Source organism: Mycobacterium sp. (assembly GCF_036490025.1).
Lineage (GTDB): Bacteria > Actinomycetota > Actinomycetes > Mycobacteriales > Mycobacteriaceae > Mycobacterium.
The window spans coordinates 1-24,937 of sequence record NZ_DASXEP010000087.1; the positions used below are offsets into that span (position 1 = coordinate 1).

Genomic DNA, 24,937 nt, shown 5'->3' on the forward strand with positions numbered 1-24,937 from the left:
CAACATCGGAATCATGGCGCACATCGACGCCGGCAAGACGACGACGACCGAGCGCATCCTCTACTACACCGGTATCAGCTACAAGATCGGTGAGGTGCACGACGGCGCCGCCACCATGGACTGGATGGAGCAGGAGCAGGAACGCGGGATCACCATCACCTCCGCGGCTACCACGACGTTCTGGAAAGACAACCAGATCAACATCATCGACACCCCCGGGCACGTCGACTTCACCGTCGAGGTGGAGCGCAGCCTGCGAGTGCTTGACGGTGCTGTGGCCGTCTTCGACGGCAAAGAGGGTGTCGAGCCGCAGTCCGAGCAGGTCTGGCGGCAGGCCGACAAATACGACGTCCCGCGGATCTGCTTCGTCAACAAGATGGACAAGGTCGGCGCCGACTTCTACTTCTCGGTGAGGACCATGGAGGAGCGCCTGGGCGCCAACGTGATTCCGATCCAGCTTCCGGTGGGCTCCGAGGGCGACTTCGAAGGCATCGTCGACCTGGTCGAGATGAACGCGAAGGTCTGGCGCGGCGAGACGAAGCTGGGCGAGACCTACGACACCATCGAGATTCCGGCCGAGCTGGCCGAGCAGGCCGACGAGTACCGCACCAAGCTGCTCGAGGCCGTCGCCGAGACCGACGAGTCGCTGCTGGAGAAGTATTTCGGCGGCGAGGAACTGTCAGTCGCCGAGATCAAAGGCGCGCTGCGCAAGCTGACCATCAGCTCCGAGGCCTACCTGGTGTTGTGCGGGAGCGCGTTCAAGAACAAGGGCGTGCAGCCGATGCTGGACGCCGTCATCGACTACCTCCCGTCGCCGCTGGACGTGCCGCCTGCCGAAGGCCACGTGCCCGGCAAAGAAGACGAGCTGATCACCCGCGACCCGTCGACCGACGAGCCGTTCTCGGCGCTGGCGTTCAAGGTCGCCACCCACCCGTTCTTCGGCAAGCTGACCTACGTCCGGGTGTACTCCGGCAAAGTCGACTCCGGTAGCCAGGTCATCAACGCCACCAAGGGCAAGAAGGAGCGGCTGGGCAAGCTGTTCCAGATGCACTCCAACAAGGAGAACCCGGTGGAGACCGCATCGGCCGGTCACATCTACGCCGTGATCGGTCTGAAGGACACCACCACCGGTGACACGTTGAGCGACCCCAACAACCAGATCGTGCTGGAGTCGATGACCTTCCCCGACCCGGTCATCGAGGTGGCCATCGAGCCCAAGACCAAGAGCGACCAGGAGAAGCTGAGCCTTTCCATCCAAAAGCTCGCCGAAGAGGACCCAACCTTCAAGGTTCACCAGGACGTCGAAACCGGCCAAACCGTGATCGGCGGCATGGGCGAGTTGCACCTGGACATCCTGGTGGACCGCATGCGCCGGGAATTCAAGGTCGAGGCCAACGTCGGCAAGCCGCAGGTGGCCTACAAGGAGACCATCAAGCGGATCGTGGAAAAGGTCGAGTTCATCCACAAGAAGCAGACCGGTGGCTCGGGCCAGTTCGCCAAGGTGATCATCAGCCTGGAGCCGTTCACCAGCGAGGACGGCGCGACTTACGAATTCGAGAGCAAAGTCACCGGTGGGCGCATTCCGCGGGAGTACATCCCGTCGGTGGACGCCGGCGCGCAAGACGCCATGCAGTACGGCGTGCTGGCCGGTTACCCGCTGGTGAACGTGAAGGTCATCCTGCTCGACGGCGCCTACCACGACGTCGACTCGTCGGAGATGGCATTCAAGATCGCCGGTTCGCAGGTGCTGAAAAAGGCTGCACATCAAGCACAGCCGGTAATCCTGGAACCCATCATGGCTGTCGAGGTCACCACCCCCGAGGACTACATGGGTGACGTGATCGGCGACCTCAACTCTCGCCGTGGCCAGATCCAGGCCATGGAGGAGCGCAGCGGTGCGCGCGTGGTCAAGGCGCACGTGCCGCTGTCGGAGATGTTCGGCTACGTCGGCGACCTGCGGTCGAAGACTCAAGGCCGGGCGAACTACTCCATGGTGTTCGACTCCTACGCCGAAGTTCCGGCGAACGTGTCGAAGGAGATCATCGCGAAGGCGACGGGCGAGTGAGCGCCGCGAGGCGACGGCGAGCGAGCGCAAGCTCACGAGTGAGGAGCGAGCAATCAGCAGAAGCTCATGAGGCCGGCGACGAGCAATCGACCGAAGCGAAGGCGACGGGCGAGTAAACGACCAGAATTTGCTGGGAGTACCCTTGCCCGGTCACGACCGCGGCACAACTGAAATAACAACACTGCTTTAACAAGCACCAACAAGTCCAGGAGGACACAGAAGTGGCGAAGGCGAAGTTCGAGCGGACGAAGCCGCACGTCAACATCGGGACCATCGGTCACGTTGACCACGGCAAGACCACGTTGACCGCGGCTATCACCAAGGTCCTGCATGACAAGTACCCGGCACTCAACGAGTCGCGCGCGTTCGATCAGATCGACAACGCGCCCGAAGAGCGTCAGCGCGGTATCACCATCAACATCTCCCACGTGGAGTACCAGACCGAGAAGCGCCACTATGCGCACGTCGACGCGCCGGGTCACGCTGACTACATCAAGAACATGATCACCGGTGCCGCCCAGATGGACGGCGCGATCCTGGTGGTCGCCGCCACAGACGGCCCGATGCCGCAGACCCGCGAGCACGTGCTGCTGGCCCGTCAGGTCGGGGTGCCCTACATCCTGGTCGCGCTGAACAAGGCCGACATGGTCGACGACGAGGAGCTGCTGGAGCTCGTCGAGCTCGAGGTCCGCGAACTGCTGGCCGCCCAGGAGTTCGACGAGGACGCCCCCGTCATCAAGGTGTCGGCGCTCAAGGCCCTCGAGGGCGACGAGAAGTGGGTCAAGTCCGTCGAGGAGCTGATGGACGCGGTCGACGAGTCGATTCCGGACCCGGTCCGCGAGACCGAGCTGCCGTTCCTGATGCCCGTCGAGGACGTGTTCACCATCACCGGTCGTGGCACCGTGGTGACCGGCCGTGTCGAGCGTGGCGTCATCAACGTCAACGAGGAAGTCGAGATCGTCGGCATCAAGCCGGCCAGCACCAAGACCACCGTCACCGGTGTGGAGATGTTCCGCAAGCTGCTCGACCAGGGCCAGGCTGGTGACAACGTCGGGCTGCTGCTGCGTGGTATCAAGCGTGAGGACGTCGAGCGCGGCCAGGTGGTCGTGAAGCCCGGCACCACCACGCCGCACACCGACTTCGAGGGTCAGGTCTACATCCTGTCCAAGGACGAGGGCGGTCGGCACACGCCGTTCTTCAACAACTACCGGCCCCAGTTCTACTTCCGCACCACCGACGTGACCGGTGTGGTGACGTTGCCGGAGGGCACCGAGATGGTGATGCCCGGTGACAATACCGAGATCTCGGTGAAGCTGATCCAGCCCGTCGCCATGGACGACGGTCTGCGGTTCGCGATCCGTGAGGGCGGCCGCACCGTCGGCGCCGGCCGGGTCACCAAAATCAACAAGTAGCTCGACAGCAAAGCGGCGCTCACCCCGAGAGGGTGGGCGCCGTTTTTGCGTCCAGACCCTATTTCCGTCCGAGCAGCGATACGCTGACGCGTCATCGATCGGCCGCCGACGGGAGCATCGATGCTAGCGCGCTATATCAAAGCCCAGATCATCGTTCTGCTGTGCGGCGGGGTGCTCGGCCCGATCTGGATCGTCGCGTACTTCATGCTGCCCAACCTGCTGGGATCTTTCGGCCCGGGTGCCGAGTCGATGTGGGCGAGCAACACGTCGTGGATGCTCTGGGCCGGACTGCTGATCACTGTCGTCGACGTGCTCGTCGCACTGTGGCTGGCCGACCGTGGCGTTCGGTCCTCGGCCAAGAGCGCGACCCTGCACCAGACCGGGGTGCTGACCATGGCGCAGATCCAGGGTCTGCAGGAAACCGGCATGCGCATCAACGAACGTCCGGTGGTCAATCTGGATCTGCGCATCACCGGGCCCGGATTCGATTTCAGCGACCGAAAGCGAGTGACCGTCGACGTCTCCAAGCAGGCGATCGTGACGGCACGCAAACTCGTGGTGCTGGTGGACCCCAATACGCATGTTTACGAGATCGATTGGCAGGCAAGCGGATTGGTCGCAGGTGTGGTGCCCGCGCAGATCGCCGTCGCCGAAGACAACACGACCTACGATTTGAGCGGACAGGCCGGCCCGCTGATGGAGATCATGCAGATCTACAAAGCCAACAACCTGCCGTTGGGCGGCGCCGTCGACCTGCGCTCCTATCCCGCGGTACGCCAGCAGGTATTGGCTGTGGTCCGCCGTGCCGGCGCCACCCAGCAGCCCGCGTCGGCGGGCACTGGCGGGGTTGCCGCGCCGCCGCAGTCCTCGGTGGCCGAGCGACTCGAGGAGCTGGACAAGTTGCATGTCAGCGGTGCGCTCTCGGACGCCGAGTACGCCGCGACGCGGCAGAAGATCATCGCCGACCTCTGACCCGACGGGCGATTAGAACACGTTTCAGTTTCGCTGCTAGCCTGATCCGCAGTCGGCGAAAGGGGCTGCTGTGTCGGGAACCTTACAAGGGCGGGTGGCGTTCATCACCGGTGCCGCGCGCGGCCAAGGGCGCGCCCACGCGGCCCGGCTGGCACGCGAGGGCGCCGACATCATCGCCCTGGACATCTGCGCGCCAGTGTCCGACACAATCAGCTATCCCGCGGCCACCCCGGAGGATCTGGCGGAGACGGTCCGGGCGGTGGAAGCCGAGGGACGCAAGGTGTTGGCCCGGGAGGTCGACATCCGCGACGACGGCGGGTTGCGTCAGCTGGTCGCCGACGGCGTCGAGGAGTTCGGCCGCCTCGACATCCTGATCGCCAACGCCGGTGTACTCAGTTGGGGACGGGTGTGGGAGCTCACCGACGAACAGTGGGACAGCGTCGTCGGGGTGAATCTGACCGGCACGTTTCGCACCGTCCGCGCGGTCGTGCCGGCGATGATCGAAGCCGGCAACGGCGGGGCCGTCATCGTGGTCAGCTCATCGGCCGGGCTGAAGGCGACGCCGGGCAACGGGCATTACTCGGCGTCCAAGCACGGGCTGACCGCACTGACAAACACGTTGGCAATTGAGCTGAGCGAGTTCGGTATCCGGGTGAACTCCATCCACCCCTACTCCGTCGACACGCCGATGATCGAGCCGGATCTGATGATGCAGGTGTTCGCAAAGCACCCTCACTTCATCCACAGCTTCGGGCCGATGCCGCTGCAGCCCAACGGGTTCATGGGCGCAGCCGAGGTGTCCGACGTCGTGCTTTGGCTCGCCGGGGACGGCTCGGGCACGTTGACCGGAGCGCAGATCCCGGTCGACAAGGGCGTGCTGAAATACTAGCTCGCCATCTCCGCCAGGGTTTCGGCGAATCGGTCGACGGCCCAATCGATTTCCGTCGCAGTGATCACCAGCGGCGGCGCGAGACGCAGCGTTGATCCGTGGGTGTCCTTGACCAGGACGCCGCGTTCGGCAAGCCGCAGGCTGAGCTGTTTCGCGCTGCCGAGTGCCGGGTCGATGTCGACGCCGGCCCACAATCCGCGACCGCGCACCGCCATCACCCCGTGCCCGATCAACGCTTTGAGCCGCCAGTGCAGGCGTGCGCCCAGTCGTGCCGCGCGGTCTTGGAATTCGCCGCGGCGAAGCATCGAGACCACAGTGGTGCCGATCGCTGCTGCAAAGGGGTTACCCCCGAAGGTCGACCCATGCTCACCGGGATGCAGCACCCCCAGGATCTCACGATTGGCCACCACCGCGGACAGTGGGACCACGCCGCCGCCCAATGCCTTGCCGAGGAGATACATGTCGGGCACCACATCCCAGTGATCGCAGGCGAAGGTACGCCCGGTGCGGGCCAGTCCTGACTGGATTTCATCGACGATCAGCAGAACGTCTCGGGCTGTGCAGATTTCGCGCACCGCCGACAGGTAGTGTTCCGGTGGCACGATGACGCCGGCTTCGCCTTGTATCGGCTCGAGCAGCACCGCGACGGTGTGTTCGTCGATCGCGCCGGCCAGCGCGTCGGCGTCACCGAAGGGGACCGAACGGAACCCCGGCGTGAACGGCCCGAAGCCGCTTCGCGCCGTCTCGTCGGACGAGAAGCTGACGATGCTGATGGTCCGGCCGTGAAAGTTGTTGTCCGCCACCACGATATTCGCCTGACCAGCCGGGACGCCCTTGACGTCGGCGCCCCATTTACGGGCGACCTTGATCGCGCTTTCGACCGCCTCGGCGCCGCTGTTCATCGGTAACACCATGTCCTTGTCACACAGCGTCGCCAGCGCGGCGCAAAACCGCCCGAGTGCTTCGGCGTGAAATGCACGGCTGACCAAGGTGATGACGTCGAGCTGGGCATGGGCGGTCGCGGTGATCTCAGGGTTGCGATGCCCGAAATTCACCGCCGAATACGCGGCCAGGCAGTCCAGGTAGCGGCGGCCCTCGACGTCGGTGATCCAGCATCCCTCGGCGCTGGCGGCCACCACCGGCAGCGGTGAGTAGTTGTGTGCGGTGTAGTGCTCGTCCATCGCGATCGCCGACGCGGTCAATGCGCCGGGGCTGGCCGTCGTGGCTTGCAGGACTGTCACGAAAACACCTCCAACGTGCAGCATTTGACCGAGCCGCCACCCTTGAGCAACTCGGACATCTCGATACCGACGGGTTCGAAGCCGGCGTCGGCCAACTGCCCGGCAAAGCCGACGGCGGCTGCCGGGTGTACGACATGGCGGCCGTCCGAGACGGCGTTGAGACCAAATACGAAGGCGTCGGCACTCTCGACCACGATCGCGTCGGGAAACAGCGTTTTCAGTTGCACTTGTGCGGGTCCGGTGAAGGCGGGCGGGTAGTAGGCGATCGTCGTGTCGTCGAGGACGGTCAGCGCCGTATCGAGATGGTAGAAGCGCGGGTCGACCAGTTGCAGGCTGACGACACGCCGTCCGAAGATCGCGGCGATCTCGGCGTGGGCACGAGGGTCGGTCCGAAAACCCGTACCGGCCAGGATCACCTCGCCCACCGGGAGCAGATCGCCCTGACCTTCGTTGACGTGCTGAGTCTGTAGGGGGTGGTATCCGTGCGACCTCAGCCACTCCGCATAGGCGAGTGACTCATGTTGACGCTGAGGGTATTTGAAGCGTGCGACGACTGCGGTGTCGCCGAGTATCAACCCGCCGTTGGCGGCATAGACCATGTCGGGCAGGCCAGGCACCGGATCGACCAGGTCGACGAGGTGTCCTAGCTGCAAGTAGACGTCGTGCAGGTGTTGCCACTGAGCTATCGCGACGCCCCTGTCGACCGGGTTGGCGGTGTCCATCCACGGATTGATCGCGTAGTCGACCGCGAAGAATTGCGGAGGTGTCATGACGTAGTGCCGAAGCCGCGCCCGCCGGCCGGTCGTGGGGGCGGTGTGCTGCCGGCTAGCGGTCCCCGACTCCGCGAACATCGTCATAAATCAACGGTATGGGACGGGTGTAGAACAATCTATCGAATGTTGTTGCGTGTACAGCCCACTTTTATTGCGCGAAATGCCATAATTCGGGAGTCTGTTGTGGCAGGAGGTGCGATGGACCGGTTGGACAGCATCGACGAGCAGATTCTCGCGCAACTCGCCCAGCATGCCCGGGCGACGTTCGCCGAAATCGGTGAGCGGGTGCGCTTGTCGGCCCCGGCGGTCAAGCGTCGCGTCGACCGGATGCTGGACTGTGGTGTGATCCGGGGATTCACCACCGTCATCGATCGCACTGCCGTGGGCTGGAACACCGAGGCCTACGTGCAGGTCTTCTGCCACGGCCGGATCTCGCCCGAAGAGCTGCGGCGCGCCTGGATCGACATTCCCGAAGTCGTCAGCGCCGCAACGGTAACCGGCACCGCCGACGCCATGCTGCGGGTGTTGGCGCGCGACATGCGGCATCTGGAAGACGCCCTGGAGCGGATCCGGACCAGCGCCGAGATCGAACGCAGTGAGAGCATCGTCGTGCTGTCGAACCTCATCGACCGGTCACGCGCGCAGGGGTGAGCGACTGTGCGCCCCCGCAGTCGTGTATGAACTCCAAATGATCACTAGCTCAAGCGGCAACGGAATTCTGATCGTCGGCGGGGGACTCGCCGCGACCCGGACCGCCGAGCAATTGCGGAGGGCGAACTTCACCGGTTCGGTCACCATCGTCAGCGACGAGGTCCATTTGCCGTATGACCGCCCCCCGCTGTCGAAGGAGCTGCTGCGCAGCGAAGTCGACGACGTGACGCTCAAGCCGCGCGAGTTCTACGACGAGCGAAACATCACCCTGCGGCTGGGGTCGGCGGCCACCGGCATCGACACCGAAGCGCAGACGGTGAGGCTCGACGACGGATCAACGCTCGGCTACGACGAACTCGTCATCGCGACAGGCCTGGTGCCGCGGCGCATTCCGGCGTTCCCGGACTTGGACGGTATCCGGGTGCTGCGTTCGTTCGACGAAAGTCTGGCCCTGCGCCGACACGCGTCGGAAGCGCGGCACGCGGTGGTGGTGGGCGCGGGGTTCATCGGCTGTGAAGTGGCAGCCAGTCTGCGTGGTTTGGGAGTCGACGTCGTACTGGTCGAGCCGCAGCCCGCGCCGCTGGCAGGGGTCCTTGGGGAACAGATCGGTGCACTGGTGGCACGGCTGCATCGGGCAGAAGGTGTCGACGTGCGCACCGACGTCGGCGTGGCTGAGATCCAGGGCGGTGATCACGTCGAGGCCGTGCGACTGACCGACGGCGCTGAGGTGAGCGCGGACCTGGTGGTGGTGGGCATCGGTTCCCGGCCGGCGACCGATTGGCTCGACGGCAGCGGTATCGAGGTCGACAATGGCGTGATCTGCGACGCGGCCGGCCGGACCAGTGCGCCCAACGTATGGGCGCTCGGTGATGTCGCGTCCTGGCGCGACCCGAAGGGACACCAAGCGCGCGTGGAACATTGGAGCAATGTCGCCGAACAGGCCCGGGTCGTCGTGCCCTCGATGCTCGGCCAGGACGCACCGACCAACGTCGTCGTCCCGTACTTCTGGAGCGATCAGTACGACGTCAAGATCCAATGCCTGGGCGAGCCGGTCGCCACCGACACGGTGCACATCGTCGAGGACGACGGCCGTAAGTTTCTCGCTTACTACGAGCGGGACGGCGTCGTGGCCGGTGTCGTCGGCGGTGGTATGCCTGCCAAGGTCATGAAGTCGCGCGCGAAAATCGCTGCCGCGGCGCCTATTTCGGAAGTGCTGGGGTAAGGCGGCGAGTTCAACCCAAGAACTGGCCGACTGCCTCGCGCAGAGCCGGAAGTGCTGTCCCGGCCTGGTGTTCGATGAGCGCGGCTTCCGCGAGCATGCCGACCCACAACTGCGCTCTCTCATAGGGGTGTGGACTTTGTAATGCGGCGAAGTCCGATCGGCACAACTCGGCGCTGGCTTGGTTGCGCCGAGTGATTTCGTCGGTGACCGCGGGTTCCGCGCGGGCCTCCAGGAGCAGGGCCCGCACACCGCGGTCGTGCAGGCAGCCGTCCAGGTAGGTGTCCGCGACGGCGATGAGGCGATCGCGGCCCGGCGGCATGCCGGCGATCACGGCTTGGATCTGAGTGGCCAAACGTTCATGGAATTCACGGTGCAGCGCAAGCAGATAGGAGGCACGGTCGCCGAAGTGATGAAAGAAGGTGCCTTTTGCCACCCCGGCGTCGGCGACGATGAGATTGATGCTCAACCCGGTCAGGCCGGTCCGCTCGGCCAGTCGCAGGCCCGCGTCGATGAGCGATTCTCGGGTTCTGGCCATCGCCTCCTTGCGCGCGCCCGTCATGCACGCACTCTAAGCGCCGTACTGCTCGCACACTTGGACCGCCTGGGTTCGGTAAAAAGCCATCTTCGCCGAGAACGGCGCATCGGCTGGCGAAGCATCATCGGTCACTCCTTGAGGTGGGTCTGAGGTGATGCTACTGTTGACTGACCGGTCGGTCGATGAAAGGAGCGGGGAGATGGTCAACACAGTCGGGACGCGGGTGGGAAAGGTTGCCTACAGCGATTGCGGGGAAGGACCCGTCGTGGTGCTGCTTCATGCCGCGTTGCATGACCGTCGGGACTTCGACCCGATCATCTCGCAACTGGCTCGCGATCACCGCGTGATCGCACTCGACTGGCCGGGCCACGGCGAATCACCCTCGCCAGTCGACAATTACGAACCCACTGCGAGTTCCTTCGCCGATGTACTCACCGATGTCGTTGTCGCACTTGACCTGCCGCCCGCCACGTTCATTGGTAACTCCGTCGGCGGCTTTGCCGCCGCGCGGCTGGCGATCGCTGAACCGCAACGGGTTTCACGACTGTTGTTGGTCAACGCCGGGGGCTTCATCGCGGGCCCGGTCTCCAACCTCTATTGCCGGGCGTTGGGGGCGCCGGCGGTGATGAAACGAGTCCTGCCCAGATTCATCCGCAGCTACATGAAGGCCGGCAGCGAGAACGACCACGTCGTCCAGGAACGCGCCCTGGCGCGAGCGGGCACCCACGACGGTGTGGTGCTGACAGCGGCGTTGTGGCGTAGTTTCGCAGCGCCCGACTATGACCTTCGCCCACGCGCCGACCGCATCACTGCGCCTTGCCTGGTGATCTGGGGATCGAAAGACATCGCAATACCCATGCGTTTGGGCCGGTCGACCGCTGCCGCGATACCGGGAGCGCGACTGGAAGTGCTACCGACGGGCCACGTCGCATTCTCCTCGGACCCGGCCGGATTTCTGGCCATCGCCTCGCCGTTTCTGGCCGCGGCCCGCGGCAGCGTGCAGTGAGCAACCGATCGGGAACTTCCCGGTCTAGAACTCGCCGAGGTAAAACTGCGAGCCTTGGTCGTCGGTGCACTCCGCGGTGAGCCCGTACGGCTGTCGCGCGGGTTCGGCCAGCACGGTGCCGCCGGCTTCGCGGACTCGTGCGACGGCGGCGTCGATGTCTGCCACCGTCCACATCGGAACCGTGGTCGGGCGCGCACTGCCGCCGCCGACGCCTGCCATCGGATGGGTGTTCGCCACCTGCCATCCGTCATCGACCCGTCCCGGTGTGAACGTCCAGTGCAGAACCCGGGCATAGAAGTCGCGGAAGACCACTGAGTCGGGCATGCGGTAGGTGACGTAGGACAATTCGCCTGGTCCGGATCCGTTGAGTGGCAGGCGTTTCTGGTCGGCGGGAGGTTCGTATACCGCGAACGCGACGTCCTGTGGGTCGATGGCGTCCAGGATGGTGCCATAGTCGGACCGGCGCACTTCGCCCGGTGTGCCGCCCGCCTCGGCGATCGCCTGCCGGGCGGCTCGCACATCGGTGACGGCGTAGCAGCAGAACAACGTGGGATCTCCGTCGACACCGAAAATGCCCGTCGGCATATCGGTATTCGTCACCCGGTGCGACGCGGAATCGGACGTCCAGCCGAGCACATGCCCGTAGAAGGCCGCCGCCCGGTCGGCATTGGGTGTCCACACCGAGATGTATCCGATGTCGCCGTGCTGGATTTGGACAACCGCGGCGCTTGTCGGGCCGCTGAGCATCCAGCGGTGACGGAACGGATCGATGATCGTCGCGTTGCGTGCACCGTAGTTCTCGTAGACTTCCCGCTCGACCCTGGCGCCACGCTCCCGCGCCCGTTCCAGCGCCACGTCGGTGTCGGTTACATGCAACATCAGGCTCACCGAGACCGCGCCGGGTGTCGGTGCCCTGAGTCCCATCTCCGGATATTCGTCGGCGAGATACAGCACGCCACCGGCGATCGCGAGCTCAGCGTGTCCAATTCGTCCGTTGTCCATCACAATTGGGTCCCCGACGACGACGGCGTTAAACGCATCGGTGTACCACGCGATGGCCTGGCGCGCGTCGGCGACGCACAGATACGGCAGCGCGGCGGCGCGCGGCGGCAGCGGCATAACCGCTCGCGGAGAAGAGGGGGCGGATGGCTCGGTCAGCTCGGAAATTGCTGCGGCAGTGCCACTCATGACAAATCCTTCGGTTCCAGTGGGCAGAGACAGTGCCGATTCCAGCCGCCAACGCAGTTGCGCGGCGAACACCGGATCGGGCTGTACCGGAAGGTCTTCGGCGCGCAGCACGTTCAGCGGATCGTGATTCATGACGTGCCTCCTTCCGGGTAGTGCTGTTTGAATGCCCGCCGGGCCCGGACCAACAGGGCCTCGGTGGCATGCACCGTGCGGCCGATCAACTCGGCGCACTCCGGTACCGAACAGTCGTCCATGTAGCGCAGCGCCAGCACGGTGCGGTGTGGTTCGGACAACCGTGTCAGCACGCTTTCGGCGACGATCCGGTCCAGCTCGGCGTCCCAGTCGTCCAGCGAGTCGACCGGCTCCGGCAATACGGCCACCGGCACCGTGAGCCGATCATGCCGGCGCCGGTAATGATCAGCGAGCTTGTGCCGTGCCACCCCGATCAGCCACGGCACCCCGATCGGTGGTGGCTGCGTCTTTCGGGCAGCATCCACCGCGGCGAGAAAGGTTTCCGAGGTCAGATCCTCCGCGGTGCCGCGATCGGCGCATCGACGGACGAAGTACCCGTACACGATCGGCAGCGACTGGTCATAGAGCGCCAACAGCGCCCGGACGGCGTCGTTGGAGTCGGGCAGCGCGCTCACGCTCTTATCGTCGCGGTGGCGCCGCGAACTCCGACGGGTAACCGAGAAAAATTTTTCGGCGCTATTCCCAGACGACCGGCGGACCGTGCGGTGAGCAGGCGGCCAGCAGTCGGTCATCCCCACCGGGCCAGCGGCGGGCGCGGACCACGAACTCGACCGGAGCGTCGGGTGTTCGCCGATATGGTTCCAGTCTCACATGGCCGAACGGTGATCCCGGCCGGGCCCGTGCTCCCACTGACTCGATCTCGGTCGAGACGATTTCCTGCTCGGCCGCCGACAGGTACTGCCACATGATCGAATGCCACAGCACGGTCAGCGTGCCAGCGGACAGCTCCAGTCCGGCAACGGCGTCGGTGGCGTCGCGGCGGTGCAACGGGGCCGGCACCCGCCGGGCGAGGCTGATCGCGCCGCGCAACCGCTCCAGCCGTGCGGGCTGATCGGGCCAGACGTAGCTCAGCAGCGTCAACTCGCCATCGGGGCTGGTCGGGTCCAGCGGCGCGATGTCATAGCCGCGCCGTTCGACGATCTGCAGGGCAGCGGCGGGAGGCAGTAGGCCTCGCCATGCGTCGTCGACGATCACCGGTGAATCGGACGAGCCCCACTCGCCGCCCGGATGGCGGTAACGGAAATGGTCGGCGCGCAGATTCAGTCCCGCGCTGCAGCCGATCTCGAAAAGCCTTACCGGCATGCCCAATCCGTCGACGAGAACGAGCAGAGCACCGATCAGCGCGGCGGACCGGCCGACCTCGTTGGTCTGTGGCGGCTGCTCGAGGGCGGCACGTAGATAGTCGGTGTGCTCTGCGGCCGCCAGCGCGATATCGGTCCATGCGGCTTCGGCGTCCCAGTGCCCGCCGACACTCGGATACCACTGGCGTAACGCCGATGCGCGGCCATCGAGAACCAACCGGTGTAGCCCGCCGAGCAGTCTGAGCGGCAAAGCCAGACGGGCCGAGTCGTTTTCGTGTCCGGACAGGATTGCCGCGAAGATGCCGTCGGCTTCCACGTCGGCGGCCACCTGCTGCAGCACGTCGCCGTACATCAACGAACCCATGCCCGCGCAGACCTGGCCCTGCACCTGAATCGACCGCAGCAGCCGGGTCCCGCCGTCGGGTGGACCGTTCATCGATCCAGGTCTTTCAATCCGGCGCGGACGACGTCGAAGGCGTCCCCGAGCGCGTCGGGCAGCGAGACGGACTCGTCGTCCAGCCAGTGCTCGTAGGCGCTCAATGCGACGCCGAGCATCATCCATGCGACTGTCTGCGGCTGCAGGTCGGTGGCCTTGGCGCCGGTTCGGCGTGCCACAAAGCCGGCGATGACGTCACGCCATCCCGCATACATCGTCATCGAATACGCCTGCAGCTCTGCGGTTTGCAGTATCACGCGCATCCGCTGCCGATGCCGGGAGGTTTCCGATTCGTCAAAGGTGTTGAACGACAACAACGCAGCTCGCAGTGCCTCGCCCAGCGGTATGTCCGGATCGACGATGTCCAGTAGCTCTCTCAGATGTTGCAGATGAGCGTCGAAGTCCCCCCAGGGAATTGCGTTCTTCGACGCGTAGTAGCGAAACACCGTTCGGCGGGCGATGCCTGCTGCCTGCGCGACGTCGTCGACGCTCACCTCCGAGAATCCGCGGTCGGCGAACAGCCCCAGCGCCGCGTCGGTGATGTGCTGCGGAGTGGTGGACCGGCGGCGGCCGACCCGCGGCTGCTGCGCTGCCATAGGACCCCACCCTTCCATTCCGGCACTCGATGCCATATTCTTGCGAAGATTCTGGCCAGATCGACGCGAATTGTCGAGCCCCAATCCAACGAAAGGCGACGTCATGGAGCCGAACCAAAAGATGGATAGCGACGCCGGAGCCGCCTCGCCGGCGACATCCAACTCAGAGCTCGTCACCGAGACCCTGGTCGAAGAGGTCTCCATCGACGGGATGTGCGGGGTCTACTGATCGTGAGTGCCCCCGCACACGGGCTGGCGGGTCAGCGGACCGTTGCCCGGCCCGCATCCTCGGCGGGCGCGGGCGCGAGCGAGTTCGATCCCGATCACGCGTGGCGGTTACACCCCCAGGTGGCCCTGCGGCCCGAGACCTTTGGCGCGCTGTTGTATCACTTTGGAACTCGCAAACTGTCGTTCCTGAAGAACCGAACCATCCTCGCGGTGGTCCAGTCGTTGGCCGAGCATCCCGACGTCCGCGCCGCCTGCCGCGCCGTCGGCGTCGAGGACTCGCAGCAGGGGCCCTACTTGCATGCGCTCGGCGTGTTGGCCGGGTCCAACATGCTGGTGCCGGCAGAGGTGAAGGAGGCCGTATGACAACCACCGTGCCACGGCTCGTCGAGCAGTTTGAACACGGGTTGGATGCGCCGATCTGCCTGACCTGGGAGCTGACTTACGCCTGCAACCTGGCCTGCGTGCACTGCCTGTCGTCGTCAGGCAAACGTGATCCTGGGGAACTGTCCAGCCAGGACTGCAAAGACATCATCGACGAGCTGGAACGCATGCAGGTCTTCTACGTCAACATCGGTGGCGGTGAACCGACTGTGCGGCCTGACTTTTGGGAGCTGGTGGACTACGCCACGGCTCATCACGTCGGTGTGAAGTTCTCGACCAACGGCGTGCGGATCACCCCGGAGGTGGCTGCCCGGCTGGCTGCCAGCGACTACGTCGACGTCCAGATCTCGCTGGACGGGGCGACCGCCGAGGTCAACGACGCGGTCCGCGGGACCGGATCCTTCGCGATGGCTATCCGCGCTCTGGAGAACCTCGCGGCGGCCGGATTCGCCGACGCCAAGATCTCTGTAGTCGTGACCCGTCACAACGTCGACCAGCTCGACGAATTCGCGTCGCTGGCGAGCCGATACGGTGCCACGCTGCGCATCACCCGGCTGCGGCCCTCGGGGCGCGGCGCCGACGTGTGGGAGGACCTGCATCCGACCGCGGAGCAGCAGGTCCATCTCTACCGATGGCTGGTGGCCAAGGGCGAGCGCGTGCTGACCGGCGACTCCTTCTTCCATCTGTCCGGGTTGGGCGAACCGGGCGCGCTGGCCGGGCTGAACATGTGCGGCGCCGGGCGGGTGGTGTGCCTGATCGACCCGGTTGGCGATGTCTACGCCTGCCCGTTCGCCATCCACGACCGCTTCCTTGCCGGAAACGTGTTGTCCGACGGCGGGTTTGACAAAGTCTGGAAGGACGCCCCGCTGTTTCGGGAGCTTCGCGAGCCGCAGTCGGCGGGCGCATGCGGAAGCTGCGGGCACTACGACAGCTGCCGTGGTGGATGCATGGCGGCCAAGTTCTTCACCGGGCTGCCGATCGACGGCCCCGACCCGGAATGCGTCCAGGGCTACGGCGCGCCGGCGCTGGCCCAAGAACGAGACAAGCCCCGTCCGGCAGGCGATCACTCGCATGGCCGGCGGCGCAGCGGTCCGGTGCCGCTGACGCTGACGGTGCATCCCCGCACCGCACCGCAAAGGCCGTGCAACGAGAGCCCGGTCTAGCCGTGGCCCGTGAAGTTTGGTTCGAGACGGTCGCCATCGCACAGCAACGCGCCAAGCGGCGACTGCCCAAACCGCTCTACGACGCGCTGGTGGCGGCCAGCGAAAAAGGCCTGACCGTCTCGGACAACGTCGAGGCGTTCAGCGAGCTGGGTTTCGCGCCGCACGTGGTCGGCGCGCTCGAGAAGCGCGACATGTTCACAACTGTTATGGGACAAGATATTTCTCTGCCGGTGATCATCTCGCCCACCGGCGTTCAGGCAGTCGACCCGGACGGTGAGGTTGCCGTGGCACGCGCGGCCGCGGCGCGCGGAACGGCGATGGGGCTGTCGTCATTCGCCAGCAAGCCGATCGAAGAGGTCATCGCCGCCAACGAGAAATTGTTCTTCCAGGTCTACTGGCTCGGCGGCCGTGATGCGATCGCAGAGCGTGTCGAGCGGGCCCGTCAGGCCGGTGCCGTCGGCCTGATCGTGACGACCGACTGGACGTTCTCGCATGGCCGGGACTGGGGCAGCCCGAAGATGCCGGAGCAGATGGACCTGAGGACCATGCTGCGGCTGTCGCCGCATGCGATCAGCCGCCCGGGCTGGCTGTGGCGGTACGGCAAGACCTTGCGCCCGCCCGACCTGCGGGTGCCCAACCAGGTCCGCCGCGGCGAGCTCGGACCGCCGTTCTTCGCCGCCTATGGGGAGTGGATGGCCACGCCACCGCCGACGTGGGCGGACATCGCCTGGCTGCGCGGGCTGTGGGGCGGCCCGTTCATGCTCAAGGGCGTGATGCGGCTCGATGATGCGAAAAGGGCTGTGGACGCTGGTGTTTCGGCAATCTCAGTGTCCAATCACGGCGGCAACAATCTGGACGGCACCCCGGCGGCGATTCGCGCTCTGCCGGCAGTTGCCGACGCGGTCGGCGACCAGGTCGAGGTTTTGCTGGACGGCGGTATCCGGCGTGGCAGCGATGTCGTCAAGGCGCTGGCGCTGGGAGCGCGTGCCGTGATGATCGGCCGCGCATACCTGTGGGGTCTGGCGGCCGCCGGGCAGACGGGCGTCGAGAACGTGCTCGACATTCTTCACGGCGGGATCGACTCCGCCTTGATGGGTCTGGCCCGAGCCTCGGTTCACGACCTCAACCGGGAGGACGTCCTAGTGCCGGCCGGGTTTGCGCGAACGCTCGGTGCGACCCCGCCCGCGACGGGCGGAGCGTAGCCGCCCGGAGTGCGAGACCAGCGAGCATGCTGATACACACGTGGCTGACGTGGCGACGGTGACCCGGCTTGGTGAACGGCCGGCGGGAAATAGTTTTTCGAGAGCGCCAACAATCGATGCACTGCAGGTGAATTCGGCCTACCATCACCGAGTGGTAGTCCAGCCCGACCTCGGGGGCTCTACGTCGAGCCGGCTTCAGAGCATGCCTTTAGGGCTGACCATACCCGTCGGATCCACCGAGCAGCACGGGCCGCACCTGCCACTGGACACCGATACCCGGATCGCGGTCGCGGTCGCCTGCGAGGTCACGGGGCGCATGGCCGACGGTCCCGACCTGGCGTGGATGGTGGCGCCGGCGATCGCCTACGGCGACAGCGGCGAGCACCAGAGCTTCCGCGGAACAATCTCGATCGGTACCGACGCGTTGGCCACGCTGCTGTTGGAATACGGCAGGTCGGCGACCTGCTGGGCGCAGCGCCTGCTCTTCGTCAATGGTCATGGTGGCAACATCGCGGCGCTGAGCCGAGCGGTGAACCGCCTGCGCTTCGAAGGGCGTGACGCCGCGTGGTGCCCGTGCGTTGTGCCGGGCGGCGACGCCCACGCCGGGCATACAGAAACTTCGCTATTGCTGCATATTTCACCCACTGACGTATTGACCGACCGGTGGCGCGCGGGCAACTCGGCGCCGTTGGCCGATCTGCTGCCCTCGATGCGGAGCGGCGGAGTCGCGGCGGTCAGCGATGTCGGCGTCCTGGGCGACCCAACCACGGCGACCGCTGCCGACGGCGAGCGGATGCTGGCCGAGATGGTCGACGACTGCCTGCGCCGGATCCGGCGCTGGACGCCCGCAGCCGACGGGATGCTCACATGACCCGCGCCGGCGACGACGGTGCCGGCGTAGCCGGCACTGAGGAGTGGCGCTCATGACCCCCGCCGGCGACGACGGTGCCGGCGTAGCCGGCACTGAGGAGTGGCGCTCATGACCCAGGCGCGGTTGCCGGACGGATTTGCTGTACAGGTCGACCGGCGGGTCAGAGTGCTGGGCCAGGGTGCGGCTTTGCTGGGTGGCTCCCCGACCCGGATATTGCGGTTGGCGCCGGCCGCTCAGGACTTGCTCTCCGACGGCAGGCTCAAAGTCAGCGATGCGGTCAGCGCCGAGCTGGCCCGGACCCTGCTCGACGCCACGGTTGCCCATCCGCGACCAGCGGGCGGCCCGTCGCACCAGGATGTGACTATCGTAATTCCGGTGCGCGACAACGCTTGTGGCTTGCGGCGATTAGTCTCCTCGTTGCGTGGCCTGCGCATTGTCGTCGTGGACGACGGGTCGTCCACGCCGATCAGTGTCGAGGATTTCGCCTTTGCGCATCCCGACATCGAGATCCTGCGGCATGCGCAGAGCAGCGGTCCGGCCGCAGCGCGCAATACCGGCCTCGCCGCATGCAAGACGGGTTATGTCGCGTTTCTGGACTCCGATGTCGTTCCCCGCCGCGGCTGGCTGGAAGCTCTGCTCGGACACTTCTGCGACCCGACCGTGGCACTGGTTGCCCCGCGAATCGTCGGCCTGTCGCAGACCGATCATTTGGTCGCTCGCTACGAAGCCGTGCGTTCGTCGCTGGACCTCGGGCACCGGGAAGCTCCGGTGATTCCTTACACTAGCGTTTCCTACGTGCCCAGCGCCGCAATCATTTGTCGCACTTCGACTTTGCGTGACCTCGGTGGCTTCGACGAGACCATGCGTTCCGGTGAGGACGTTGATCTGTGTTGGCGACTGGTCGAGGCCGGCGCCCGGCTGCGTTACGAGCCGATCGCCCAGGTGGCGCACGATCATCGGACCGAGTTGCGGGATTGGATTGCGCGCAAAGCGTTTTACGGCGGTTCGGCGGCCCCGCTGTCAGTTCGGCACCCGGACAAGATCGCGCCGCTGATGATCTCCGGCTGGGCGTTGACGGCCTGGATACTGATGGCTCTCGGTTCCAGTTTCGGTTACCTGGCGTCGCTATTCGTGGCCGGGCTTACCGGACGCCGCGTGGCAAAAAGCATGCAAGGCACCGAGACCCGGATGGGGGACGTCCTGACGGTGGCCGCGCGCAGCCTTTGGTCGGCAGCCTTGCAGCTTGCGTCGGCTATTTGCCGGCACTATTGGCCGGTGGCGTTGCTAGCTGCCGTCGGGTTCCGACCGTGCCGCCGGGTCGTGCTGGTCGCTGCGGTCCTCGACGGGGTGGCGGACTGGGCCAGTCGCCGGCAATCGGCCGACGAAGATGCCCGGCCGATCGGGCTGGTGACGTACTTGCTGCTCAAGCGAATCGATGACCTGGCCTACGGTCTCGGCCTGTGGTACGGGGTGGTGCGGGAGCGCAACATCGGACCGCTCAAGCCGCAGATTCGAGTCTGAGTCCTGACCGCAGCAGTGCCGCACAGCGATGTGCTGATCATCGGTGCGGGAAGTGCTGGGTCCGTTGTCGCAAACCGCCTTTCCCTTGACCTAAGCCGTCGGGTAACCGTGCTGGAGGCCGGGGTCGGCCTCACCGATCCGGCATTGCGCGCCGAGACCGACAACGGACTGCGGTTGCCTATCGGCGCTGCGAGTCCGCTGGTCCAGCGGTACCAGACGCTCCTTACCGACCGCCCGGCCCGCCCGATGGCGATCATGCGTGGCGCGACGGTCGGTGGTTCGGGCGCGGTGAACGGCGGATATTTCTGCCGCGGTCTGCCGCTCGACTTCGATGGCTACCGGATACCCGGCTGGGGGTGGTCCGACGTTCTCGTTCACTTTCGCGCGATCGAGACCGATCTGGATTTCGCCGGGCCGACGCATGGCGAGTCGGGGCCCATACCAGTGCAGCGGACACGTGAAATCGCCGGGAGCACAGAGGTATTCGTCGCAGCCGCGCAGCAGCACGGTTTCGACTGGATACCCGATCTCAACGAGATTGTCGACGTCGCCGGGTTACCGGCAGGCATCGGTGCGGTTCCGCTGAACATCGTCGACGGTGTTCGGATCGGTCCCGGCTCCGCGTATCTGCTGCCGGCACTGGAACGCCCGAACCTTTCACTGCTGACCCAGACGCGCGCAGTGCGACTGCGATTCTCCGGCGGTCGCGCCACCGCCGTGGACACCATTGGACCAGGCGGGCCGACGACCGTGACAGCCGATCGCATCGTGCTGTCGGCCGGTGCGATCGAATCCGCCCATCTGCTGATGCTTTCCGGGGTCGGGGATGAAGCAATGCTGCGGGCGGCCGGCGTAGACGTGCGGGCCCGGCTACCTGTCGGCATGGCATGCAGCGACCATCCCGAATGGGTGCTGCCGACGACCTGGGCGGTGGCAACCGGCCGGCCGGTACTCGAGGTGGTGCTCAGCACGGCCGACGACCTGGAAATCCGACCCTATACCGGCGGCTTCGTCGCGATGGTGGGTGACGGAACGGCAGGTCACCCGGACTGGCCGCACATCGGGGTGGCGCTCATGCGCCCACGGGCCCGGGGGCGGATCACGCTGGTATCGGCGGATCCACTGGTGCCACCGAGGATCGAGCACCGCTACGACAGCGAGCCCGGCGATATCGCCGCGTTGCAGCGGGGCTGCGATTTGGCTCGCGAAATAGCCCGTGCAACAACCAAAGTCGGCGAACCCGCATGGTCGACGTCGCAGCATTTGTGTGGCAGTGCCCCGATGGGCCGTGCGGGGGATCCGACGGCGGTCGTCGATGACCAGTGCCGCGTGCACGGTATCGACGGGCTGTGGGTAATCGACGGATCGGTGCTACCGACGATAACCAGTCGGGGTCCGCACGCCACCATCGCGATGCTCGGGCACCGAGCCGCGGAGTTCGTCAGCTGATTCGCGCGCGGTCGGCATCGGGCCGGCCGGGTAGTTGACTACCCTATTCAGGTCGGATGAAAGTGTCGACTCACGGTGTCGTAGGTAGACGGAGGTGGTCTACATCACCGATAACACCGATCCGCGGCCGGCGCGTTCTCGGGCTCGGTTGCTGGAGGCCGCCACCGCGCTACTTCGCACCGGTGGCCCCAGTGCGGTGACCGTGGAAGCGGTCACGCGTGGAGCCAATGTGGCCCGCGCCACCCTCTACCGCCACTTTCCGAGCGGAAACGAGTTGCTGGCAGCGGCTTTCAGCGCCCTGATACCGCCGGCGCCGATGCCTTCCGAACAGGGCCCGCTGCGCGATCGGCTGATCGAGGTGGTGCTGGCCTTCGGGCAATCGATTGCCGAGGCGCCCGGCATGGTGATGGCGATGAGTTGGCTGGCGCTCGGCCGAGACCTGGAGCAGTTGCCGGAATCACGTCAGAGCCGCACCGCCGACAGCCCCGCGATCAGCACGTTGCGCGAACGCATCGCCGAGCAGTACGCGGCGCCGTTCGACGCGATTTTCGACAGCCCCGAGGCCGCCGAGTTGGGCGATATCGACCGCTCGCGAGCCATTGCCTTGCTGATGGGTCCGGTGGTGCTGGGCCGACTGTCCACCCTGCCCGATTTCGATTACCGCGAATGCACGCGAGCAGCCGTGGATGGCTTCCTGCACGTGCAGCGCGCCCAGAACAAGGAGCTCGACGAAGCTCATGACGAATCGGCAGGTGCGTGAGGCTGCCGACGAAAGTCGTCCAGACCAACGGTATTAAATCCAGGTCGGCGTGCTCGTCTCGCAGTTTTTTGACACGTGTCACGTTTAATCTCCGCGATCGTGTGTAATCCGATGAGCACTTTCCGATAATCCGTAGGCTGTCTTTTCGTGCCGATCCGTTCGTCTCGTCACCGACGGGCCTGGGCCGTCTTGCTGGTGACGGTCCTGATGGCGGCGGCTTGCGGACAGAACGCTGTCGTCAAGGCGCGGAAGGCCGAACCGCCGTATGCCGGCCCCCTGGATGCCGGCGTCGTGCGCACCGCGATGGGATCCGTTCGTGGCATGGTCGCCTCGGATTACCGCTTGTTCCAAGGCATTCCATATGCAGTACCGCCGGTCGGGCCGCTGCGATTCCAGTTACCTCGGCCGGCGGCGCGATGGTCGGGGATGTTAGATGCCACCAAAGCCGGTCCGCAGTGCATGCAGGACACCGGGCCTAACCCGCGGGTGGGCAAACCGACCAGTGAAAACTGCCTGACGCTCAACATCTGGACTCCGGCCCGCGGACAACACAACGAGAAGCGCCCGGTGATGGTGTGGATCCACGGGGGAGGCTTCGTCAACGGCAGTGGCGACATCTATCACTCGCGCTGGCTTGCCGCCCGGGGTCACATCGTTGTCGTCACGATCAACTACCGGTTGGGTGCGCTGGGCTTCCTGGCCCACCCGTCGCTCGGTCCGCCGGGTGCCGTCGGCAACTACGGATTGGCTGACCAGCAGGCCGCGCTGCGCTGGGTCCGCGACAACATCGCCACGTTCGGTGGCGATCCGCGAAAGGTGACCATCGCCGGCGAATCCGCGGGGGGCATGTCGGTCTGCGATCACCTGGTGGCGCCCGGATCGGCGGGACTGTTCCGCGGGGCGATCATTCAGAGTGCGCCGTGTCAGGCGCAGGCCGATCTGGCGACGGGACAGCGTCGCAGCGTGGATTACGCGATCGCGGCGGGCTGCCGCAATCCGACCACCACCGCGACGTGTCTGCGTGCGCTGCCGGCGACGCGACTCGAGTGGCCGCCCTGGTACTACTTCATCGGAGACTCTGACGCGCTCTCTGGTCCGGTCACCGGTACCGCGCTGTTGCCGGACACCCAGGTCGCCGCCGTCGCCGGCGACCGGGCTGCTCGCGTTCCGGTGCTGATGGGCATCAACCATGACGAGTTCACGCTTTTCGCCGCGCTGAGGGCTGCGAGGCTCGGTCGCGGAGTCAGGGCCGCCGAGTATCCGCACGTCCTCGCCGACATCTTCGGCGCCGACGCTGCACCAGTGTTGGCGCACTATCCGCCCGAACATTACGGCGGCGATGTTTCGCTGGCTTACTCGGCTGCGGTCACCGACGGCGTCTTTGCTTGCCCCGCAGACCGATTGGCTGACTCGCTGAGCCGTAACGCGCCGGTATACGGCTACGAGTTCGACGATCCGCACGCACCGGCGCCGAAGTTCTTGCGGGACGCGCCGTTCCCGGTCGGCGCCAGCCACTCTTTGGAGCTGCGATACCTGTTCAGCATGGGCGGTGCGCCGCCGTTCGATCCCGCTCAGCAGATACTGTCCGACCAGATGATGAGTTACTGGAGCCATTTCGTCACCAACGGGGCGCCGAAGGCTGCCGGCCTGCCCGACTGGCCGGCTCAAGACGGGAGCCCTGACCATAACCCCTGGATGTCGTTGCGGCCCGGGGGAAGTCAATCCATCCTCGACTTCGAGGCGGCACATCAGTGCCCATTCTGGGCGACGCTGAAGGGAAAATCGTGAGCACACCGGAACCGGCCGGCTTCGCCGAAGAGTGGTCAGCTGCCTGGAACCGCGGTGACGTCGACGCGGTGCTTGCGCATTTTCACGACGATGTCGTCTTCACTTCGCCGGTCGCGGCCGAATTGGTGGCCGGCTCAGCTGGAGTGGTGCGCGGCAAGGCGGCGCTGCGCGAATACTGGCACACCGCACTGAAGGCCTTTCCTGACCTTCATTTCGACATCGTCGGCGTGTACCGCGGTGCGTCGGTGCTCGTCATCCATTACCGCAATCAACGCGGCACTTTGGTGAACGAGGTGCTGGAGTTCGATGGCGGGCTGGTACGCCGCGGCCACGGGACTTATCTGGCGGCCGGCTAGCCGACCGGCGTGACCCAGGTGGTGATGTCGGCGTGCACCACCTCGTTGCCGCTGCGGTCGGTCACGCTGACCGGCACGACGAGGTCGGTGCCCTCGGTGATCTGGGTGAAATCCGGTGGATCCAATTGGGCCCGGGCGCACAGCGACGTCGCCGCCTTGCCCAGGTACTCGACGTTCATCGCCTTCGGTATCCACCGGTGGCTGCGCGGCACAGTGGCTTCCATCAGCATCCCCATCGCCACCTCGGCGGCATTGCAGGACGCGATCGCGTGCACGGTGTGCAAGTGGTTGTAGACAAAGAACCACTTGGGCACGCGCACCTCGGCCAGGCCCGGCTCCATCCGCACCACGTGCGGCAGCACCGAGGCGAAGTAGGGAACCCGCGCCATCGCCGCCACCGAAAACAGCCGGCTGCCGCCGGGATGGCGGGAAAGCCGCCGCCAGGCCGCATACGTGCTGGTCGAACCCGTCATGCCGAGCTACCCTACTCTGAAGTAAGAAGATGCCGTTCGGCGATCTGACGCCGCCGCGCCGCCGGCGGCTTCACCGCAGATCAGCCGGACCGGCCGCCGGGTCGGGAGGATTTGGCCGATACCGGGATCTGGGGCATACTGTTCGGGTTGCCTTGCGCCGGGTTTGCGCCTGGCCGGGCATACGACCGGCGTCCAAACGGGCGCCTCCGGTCCCAATCTTGGAACGAGACCAATTTCGGTCGCGGACCAGGCTGCGTGCGGGCGACACACCCGACCGCGGGGGCCGGTGGACCAAGACAGGTAAACAGCGGCGCAACAACCGGGCGCGCGCCCTGATCGGCCAGACCGATCAAGGCGATCAGCGCCCGGCAGGAAACCGGGTCTCGACCTGGAGAGTGAGGAAGCGTGGCGGGACAGAAGATCCG

At 65.8% G+C, this 24,937-nt stretch carries 25 protein-coding genes; 17 read left to right on the top strand and 8 right to left on the bottom strand.

Going from position 1 to position 24,937, the window contains the following annotated elements:
* The 4 genes from fusA to VGG53_RS10290 all read left to right on the top strand — a co-directional run.
* On the top strand, positions 1-2,065 hold a 2,065-nt coding region (fusA, locus tag VGG53_RS10275; protein ID WP_331517951.1), incomplete at its 5' end, for an elongation factor G.
* 221 nt (positions 2,066-2,286) lie between these two features.
* The gene (gene tuf, locus VGG53_RS10280) at positions 2,287-3,477 is read left to right on the top strand and encodes an elongation factor Tu (protein WP_331517952.1); all 1,191 of its coding nucleotides are present in this window, start codon (positions 2,287-2,289) and stop codon (positions 3,475-3,477) included.
* A gap of 120 nt (positions 3,478-3,597) precedes the next feature.
* Positions 3,598-4,449 carry an SHOCT domain-containing protein gene (locus VGG53_RS10285; RefSeq protein ID WP_331517953.1) on the top strand — a complete coding sequence of 284 codons (852 nt, stop codon included), beginning with the start codon at positions 3,598-3,600 and terminating at the stop codon, positions 4,447-4,449.
* Between the two features lie 70 nt (positions 4,450-4,519).
* Positions 4,520-5,338 (top strand): mycofactocin-coupled SDR family oxidoreductase, encoded by an 819-nt coding sequence (locus VGG53_RS10290; protein ID WP_331517954.1) that lies wholly within the window; start codon positions 4,520-4,522, stop codon positions 5,336-5,338.
* Here VGG53_RS10290 and rocD read toward each other — a convergent pair.
* Complete coding sequence (gene rocD / locus VGG53_RS10295; RefSeq protein WP_331517972.1) at positions 5,335-6,519, bottom strand: ornithine--oxo-acid transaminase; 1,185 nt, start codon at positions 6,517-6,519, stop codon at positions 5,335-5,337. The two genes, VGG53_RS10290 and rocD, sit on opposite strands and share 4 nt — an antisense overlap.
* A gap of 56 nt (positions 6,520-6,575) precedes the next feature.
* Positions 6,576-7,436: a dimethylargininase gene (gene ddaH / locus VGG53_RS10300; protein ID WP_331517955.1), complete on the bottom strand. Its 861-nt coding sequence runs from the start codon at positions 7,434-7,436 to the stop codon at positions 6,576-6,578.
* 114 nt (positions 7,437-7,550) lie between these two features.
* Here ddaH and VGG53_RS10305 point away from each other — a divergent pair, with 114 nt between their 5' ends.
* Both VGG53_RS10305 and VGG53_RS10310 read left to right on the top strand, forming a co-directional pair.
* Complete coding sequence (locus VGG53_RS10305; protein ID WP_331517956.1) at positions 7,551-8,003, top strand: Lrp/AsnC family transcriptional regulator; 453 nt, start codon at positions 7,551-7,553, stop codon at positions 8,001-8,003.
* 37 nt (positions 8,004-8,040) lie between these two features.
* Positions 8,041-9,225, top strand: a complete 1,185-nt coding sequence (locus VGG53_RS10310; RefSeq protein ID WP_331517957.1) for an FAD/NAD(P)-binding oxidoreductase — start codon at positions 8,041-8,043, stop codon at positions 9,223-9,225.
* Between the two features lie 10 nt (positions 9,226-9,235).
* Here the strand turns inward: VGG53_RS10310 and VGG53_RS10315 are convergent, their stop codons facing one another.
* Positions 9,236-9,784: a TetR/AcrR family transcriptional regulator gene (locus VGG53_RS10315; protein ID WP_331517958.1), complete on the bottom strand. Its 549-nt coding sequence runs from the start codon at positions 9,782-9,784 to the stop codon at positions 9,236-9,238.
* Positions 9,785-9,959: 175 nt separating this feature from the next.
* Between VGG53_RS10315 and VGG53_RS10320 the strand changes: the two genes are divergently transcribed.
* Complete coding sequence (locus VGG53_RS10320) at positions 9,960-10,766, top strand: alpha/beta hydrolase (protein WP_331517959.1); 807 nt, start codon at positions 9,960-9,962, stop codon at positions 10,764-10,766.
* Between the two features lie 24 nt (positions 10,767-10,790).
* Here VGG53_RS10320 and VGG53_RS10325 read toward each other — a convergent pair whose 3' ends face one another.
* The 4 genes from VGG53_RS10325 to mftR all read right to left on the bottom strand — a co-directional run bounded on the left by VGG53_RS10325 (position 10,791) and on the right by mftR (position 14,320).
* On the bottom strand, positions 10,791-12,086 hold the full coding sequence (locus VGG53_RS10325; protein WP_331517960.1) for a VOC family protein: 1,296 nt from the start codon (positions 12,084-12,086) through the stop codon (positions 10,791-10,793).
* Positions 12,083-12,601: a sigma-70 family RNA polymerase sigma factor gene (locus VGG53_RS10330; protein WP_331517961.1), complete on the bottom strand. Its 519-nt coding sequence runs from the start codon at positions 12,599-12,601 to the stop codon at positions 12,083-12,085. Before VGG53_RS10330 ends, VGG53_RS10325 begins: the two co-directional genes overlap by 4 nt.
* A 61-nt stretch (positions 12,602-12,662) precedes the next feature.
* Entirely contained in the window at positions 12,663-13,724 is a 1,062-nt protein-coding gene (locus VGG53_RS10335) for a DUF2332 domain-containing protein (RefSeq protein WP_331517962.1), read from the bottom strand.
* Positions 13,721-14,320, bottom strand: a complete 600-nt coding sequence (gene mftR / locus VGG53_RS10340) for a mycofactocin system transcriptional regulator (RefSeq protein ID WP_331517964.1) — start codon at positions 14,318-14,320, stop codon at positions 13,721-13,723. The genes VGG53_RS10335 and mftR overlap by 4 nt, the downstream gene beginning before the upstream one ends.
* A 103-nt stretch (positions 14,321-14,423) precedes the next feature.
* Between mftR and mftA the strand changes: the two genes are divergently transcribed.
* The 10 genes from mftA (at position 14,424) to VGG53_RS10390 (ending at position 24,039) form a co-directional block, all read left to right on the top strand.
* Positions 14,424-14,549: a mycofactocin precursor MftA gene (gene mftA, locus VGG53_RS10345; protein ID WP_331517965.1), complete on the top strand. Its 126-nt coding sequence runs from the start codon at positions 14,424-14,426 to the stop codon at positions 14,547-14,549.
* A 23-nt stretch (positions 14,550-14,572) separates the two neighbouring features.
* Positions 14,573-14,911: a mycofactocin biosynthesis chaperone MftB gene (gene mftB / locus VGG53_RS10350; RefSeq protein WP_331517973.1), complete on the top strand. Its 339-nt coding sequence runs from the start codon at positions 14,573-14,575 to the stop codon at positions 14,909-14,911.
* On the top strand, positions 14,908-16,092 hold the full coding sequence (gene mftC / locus VGG53_RS10355) for a mycofactocin radical SAM maturase (protein ID WP_331517966.1): 1,185 nt from the start codon (positions 14,908-14,910) through the stop codon (positions 16,090-16,092). The genes mftB and mftC overlap by 4 nt, the downstream gene beginning before the upstream one ends.
* Before the next feature lie 2 nt (positions 16,093-16,094).
* Positions 16,095-17,294: a pre-mycofactocin synthase MftD gene (mftD, locus tag VGG53_RS10360; protein ID WP_331517967.1), complete on the top strand. Its 1,200-nt coding sequence runs from the start codon at positions 16,095-16,097 to the stop codon at positions 17,292-17,294.
* A gap of 127 nt (positions 17,295-17,421) precedes the next feature.
* Entirely contained in the window at positions 17,422-18,165 is a 744-nt protein-coding gene (gene mftE / locus VGG53_RS10365) for a mycofactocin biosynthesis peptidyl-dipeptidase MftE (RefSeq protein WP_331517968.1), read from the top strand.
* A gap of 108 nt (positions 18,166-18,273) precedes the next feature.
* A complete protein-coding gene (gene mftF, locus VGG53_RS10370; protein ID WP_331517969.1) occupies positions 18,274-19,686 on the top strand; it encodes a mycofactocin biosynthesis glycosyltransferase MftF in 1,413 nt (470 codons plus the stop codon).
* A 3-nt stretch (positions 19,687-19,689) separates the two neighbouring features.
* Positions 19,690-21,135 (top strand): mycofactocin system GMC family oxidoreductase MftG, encoded by a 1,446-nt coding sequence (gene mftG / locus VGG53_RS10375; RefSeq protein WP_331517974.1) that lies wholly within the window; start codon positions 19,690-19,692, stop codon positions 21,133-21,135.
* Positions 21,136-21,286: 151 nt separating this feature from the next.
* Positions 21,287-21,895 carry a helix-turn-helix domain-containing protein gene (locus VGG53_RS10380; protein ID WP_331517975.1) on the top strand — a complete coding sequence of 203 codons (609 nt, stop codon included), beginning with the start codon at positions 21,287-21,289 and terminating at the stop codon, positions 21,893-21,895.
* A 207-nt stretch (positions 21,896-22,102) separates the two neighbouring features.
* Positions 22,103-23,683 carry a carboxylesterase/lipase family protein gene (locus VGG53_RS10385; RefSeq protein WP_331517976.1) on the top strand — a complete coding sequence of 527 codons (1,581 nt, stop codon included), beginning with the start codon at positions 22,103-22,105 and terminating at the stop codon, positions 23,681-23,683.
* Positions 23,680-24,039, top strand: coding sequence for a nuclear transport factor 2 family protein (locus VGG53_RS10390; protein ID WP_331517970.1), 360 nt, complete (start codon positions 23,680-23,682; stop codon positions 24,037-24,039). Before VGG53_RS10385 ends, VGG53_RS10390 begins: the two co-directional genes overlap by 4 nt.
* Here the strand turns inward: VGG53_RS10390 and VGG53_RS10395 are convergent.
* Positions 24,036-24,512, bottom strand: coding sequence for a hotdog fold domain-containing protein (locus VGG53_RS10395; protein WP_331517971.1), 477 nt, complete (start codon positions 24,510-24,512; stop codon positions 24,036-24,038). The two genes, VGG53_RS10390 and VGG53_RS10395, sit on opposite strands and share 4 nt — an antisense overlap.
* Positions 24,513-24,937: the final 425 nt, after the last annotated feature.

What these genes read in the sequence shown, in the direction of transcription:
- VGG53_RS10285 (WP_331517953.1), top strand. Translation starts at nt 3,598, where the DNA reads ATGCTAGCGCGCTATATCAAAGCCCAGATCATCGTTCTGCTGTGCGGC.
- rocD (WP_331517972.1), bottom strand. Translation starts at nt 6,519, where the DNA reads ATGGACGAGCACTACACCGCACACAACTACTCACCGCTGCCGGTGGTG.
- ddaH (WP_331517955.1), bottom strand. Translation starts at nt 7,436, where the DNA reads ATGACGATGTTCGCGGAGTCGGGGACCGCTAGCCGGCAGCACACCGCC.
- VGG53_RS10305 (WP_331517956.1), top strand. Translation starts at nt 7,551, where the DNA reads ATGGACCGGTTGGACAGCATCGACGAGCAGATTCTCGCGCAACTCGCC.
- VGG53_RS10310 (WP_331517957.1), top strand. Translation starts at nt 8,041, where the DNA reads ATGATCACTAGCTCAAGCGGCAACGGAATTCTGATCGTCGGCGGGGGA.
- VGG53_RS10315 (WP_331517958.1), bottom strand. Translation starts at nt 9,784, where the DNA reads ATGACGGGCGCGCGCAAGGAGGCGATGGCCAGAACCCGAGAATCGCTC.
- VGG53_RS10320 (WP_331517959.1), top strand. Translation starts at nt 9,960, where the DNA reads ATGGTCAACACAGTCGGGACGCGGGTGGGAAAGGTTGCCTACAGCGAT.
- VGG53_RS10325 (WP_331517960.1), bottom strand. Translation starts at nt 12,086, where the DNA reads ATGAATCACGATCCGCTGAACGTGCTGCGCGCCGAAGACCTTCCGGTA.
- VGG53_RS10335 (WP_331517962.1), bottom strand. Translation starts at nt 13,724, where the DNA reads ATGAACGGTCCACCCGACGGCGGGACCCGGCTGCTGCGGTCGATTCAG.
- mftR (WP_331517964.1), bottom strand. Translation starts at nt 14,320, where the DNA reads ATGGCAGCGCAGCAGCCGCGGGTCGGCCGCCGCCGGTCCACCACTCCG.
- mftA (WP_331517965.1), top strand. Translation starts at nt 14,424, where the DNA reads ATGGAGCCGAACCAAAAGATGGATAGCGACGCCGGAGCCGCCTCGCCG.
- mftC (WP_331517966.1), top strand. Translation starts at nt 14,908, where the DNA reads ATGACAACCACCGTGCCACGGCTCGTCGAGCAGTTTGAACACGGGTTG.
- mftF (WP_331517969.1), top strand. Translation starts at nt 18,274, where the DNA reads ATGACCCAGGCGCGGTTGCCGGACGGATTTGCTGTACAGGTCGACCGG.
- VGG53_RS10385 (WP_331517976.1), top strand. Translation starts at nt 22,103, where the DNA reads ATGGCGGCGGCTTGCGGACAGAACGCTGTCGTCAAGGCGCGGAAGGCC.
- VGG53_RS10395 (WP_331517971.1), bottom strand. Translation starts at nt 24,512, where the DNA reads ATGACGGGTTCGACCAGCACGTATGCGGCCTGGCGGCGGCTTTCCCGC.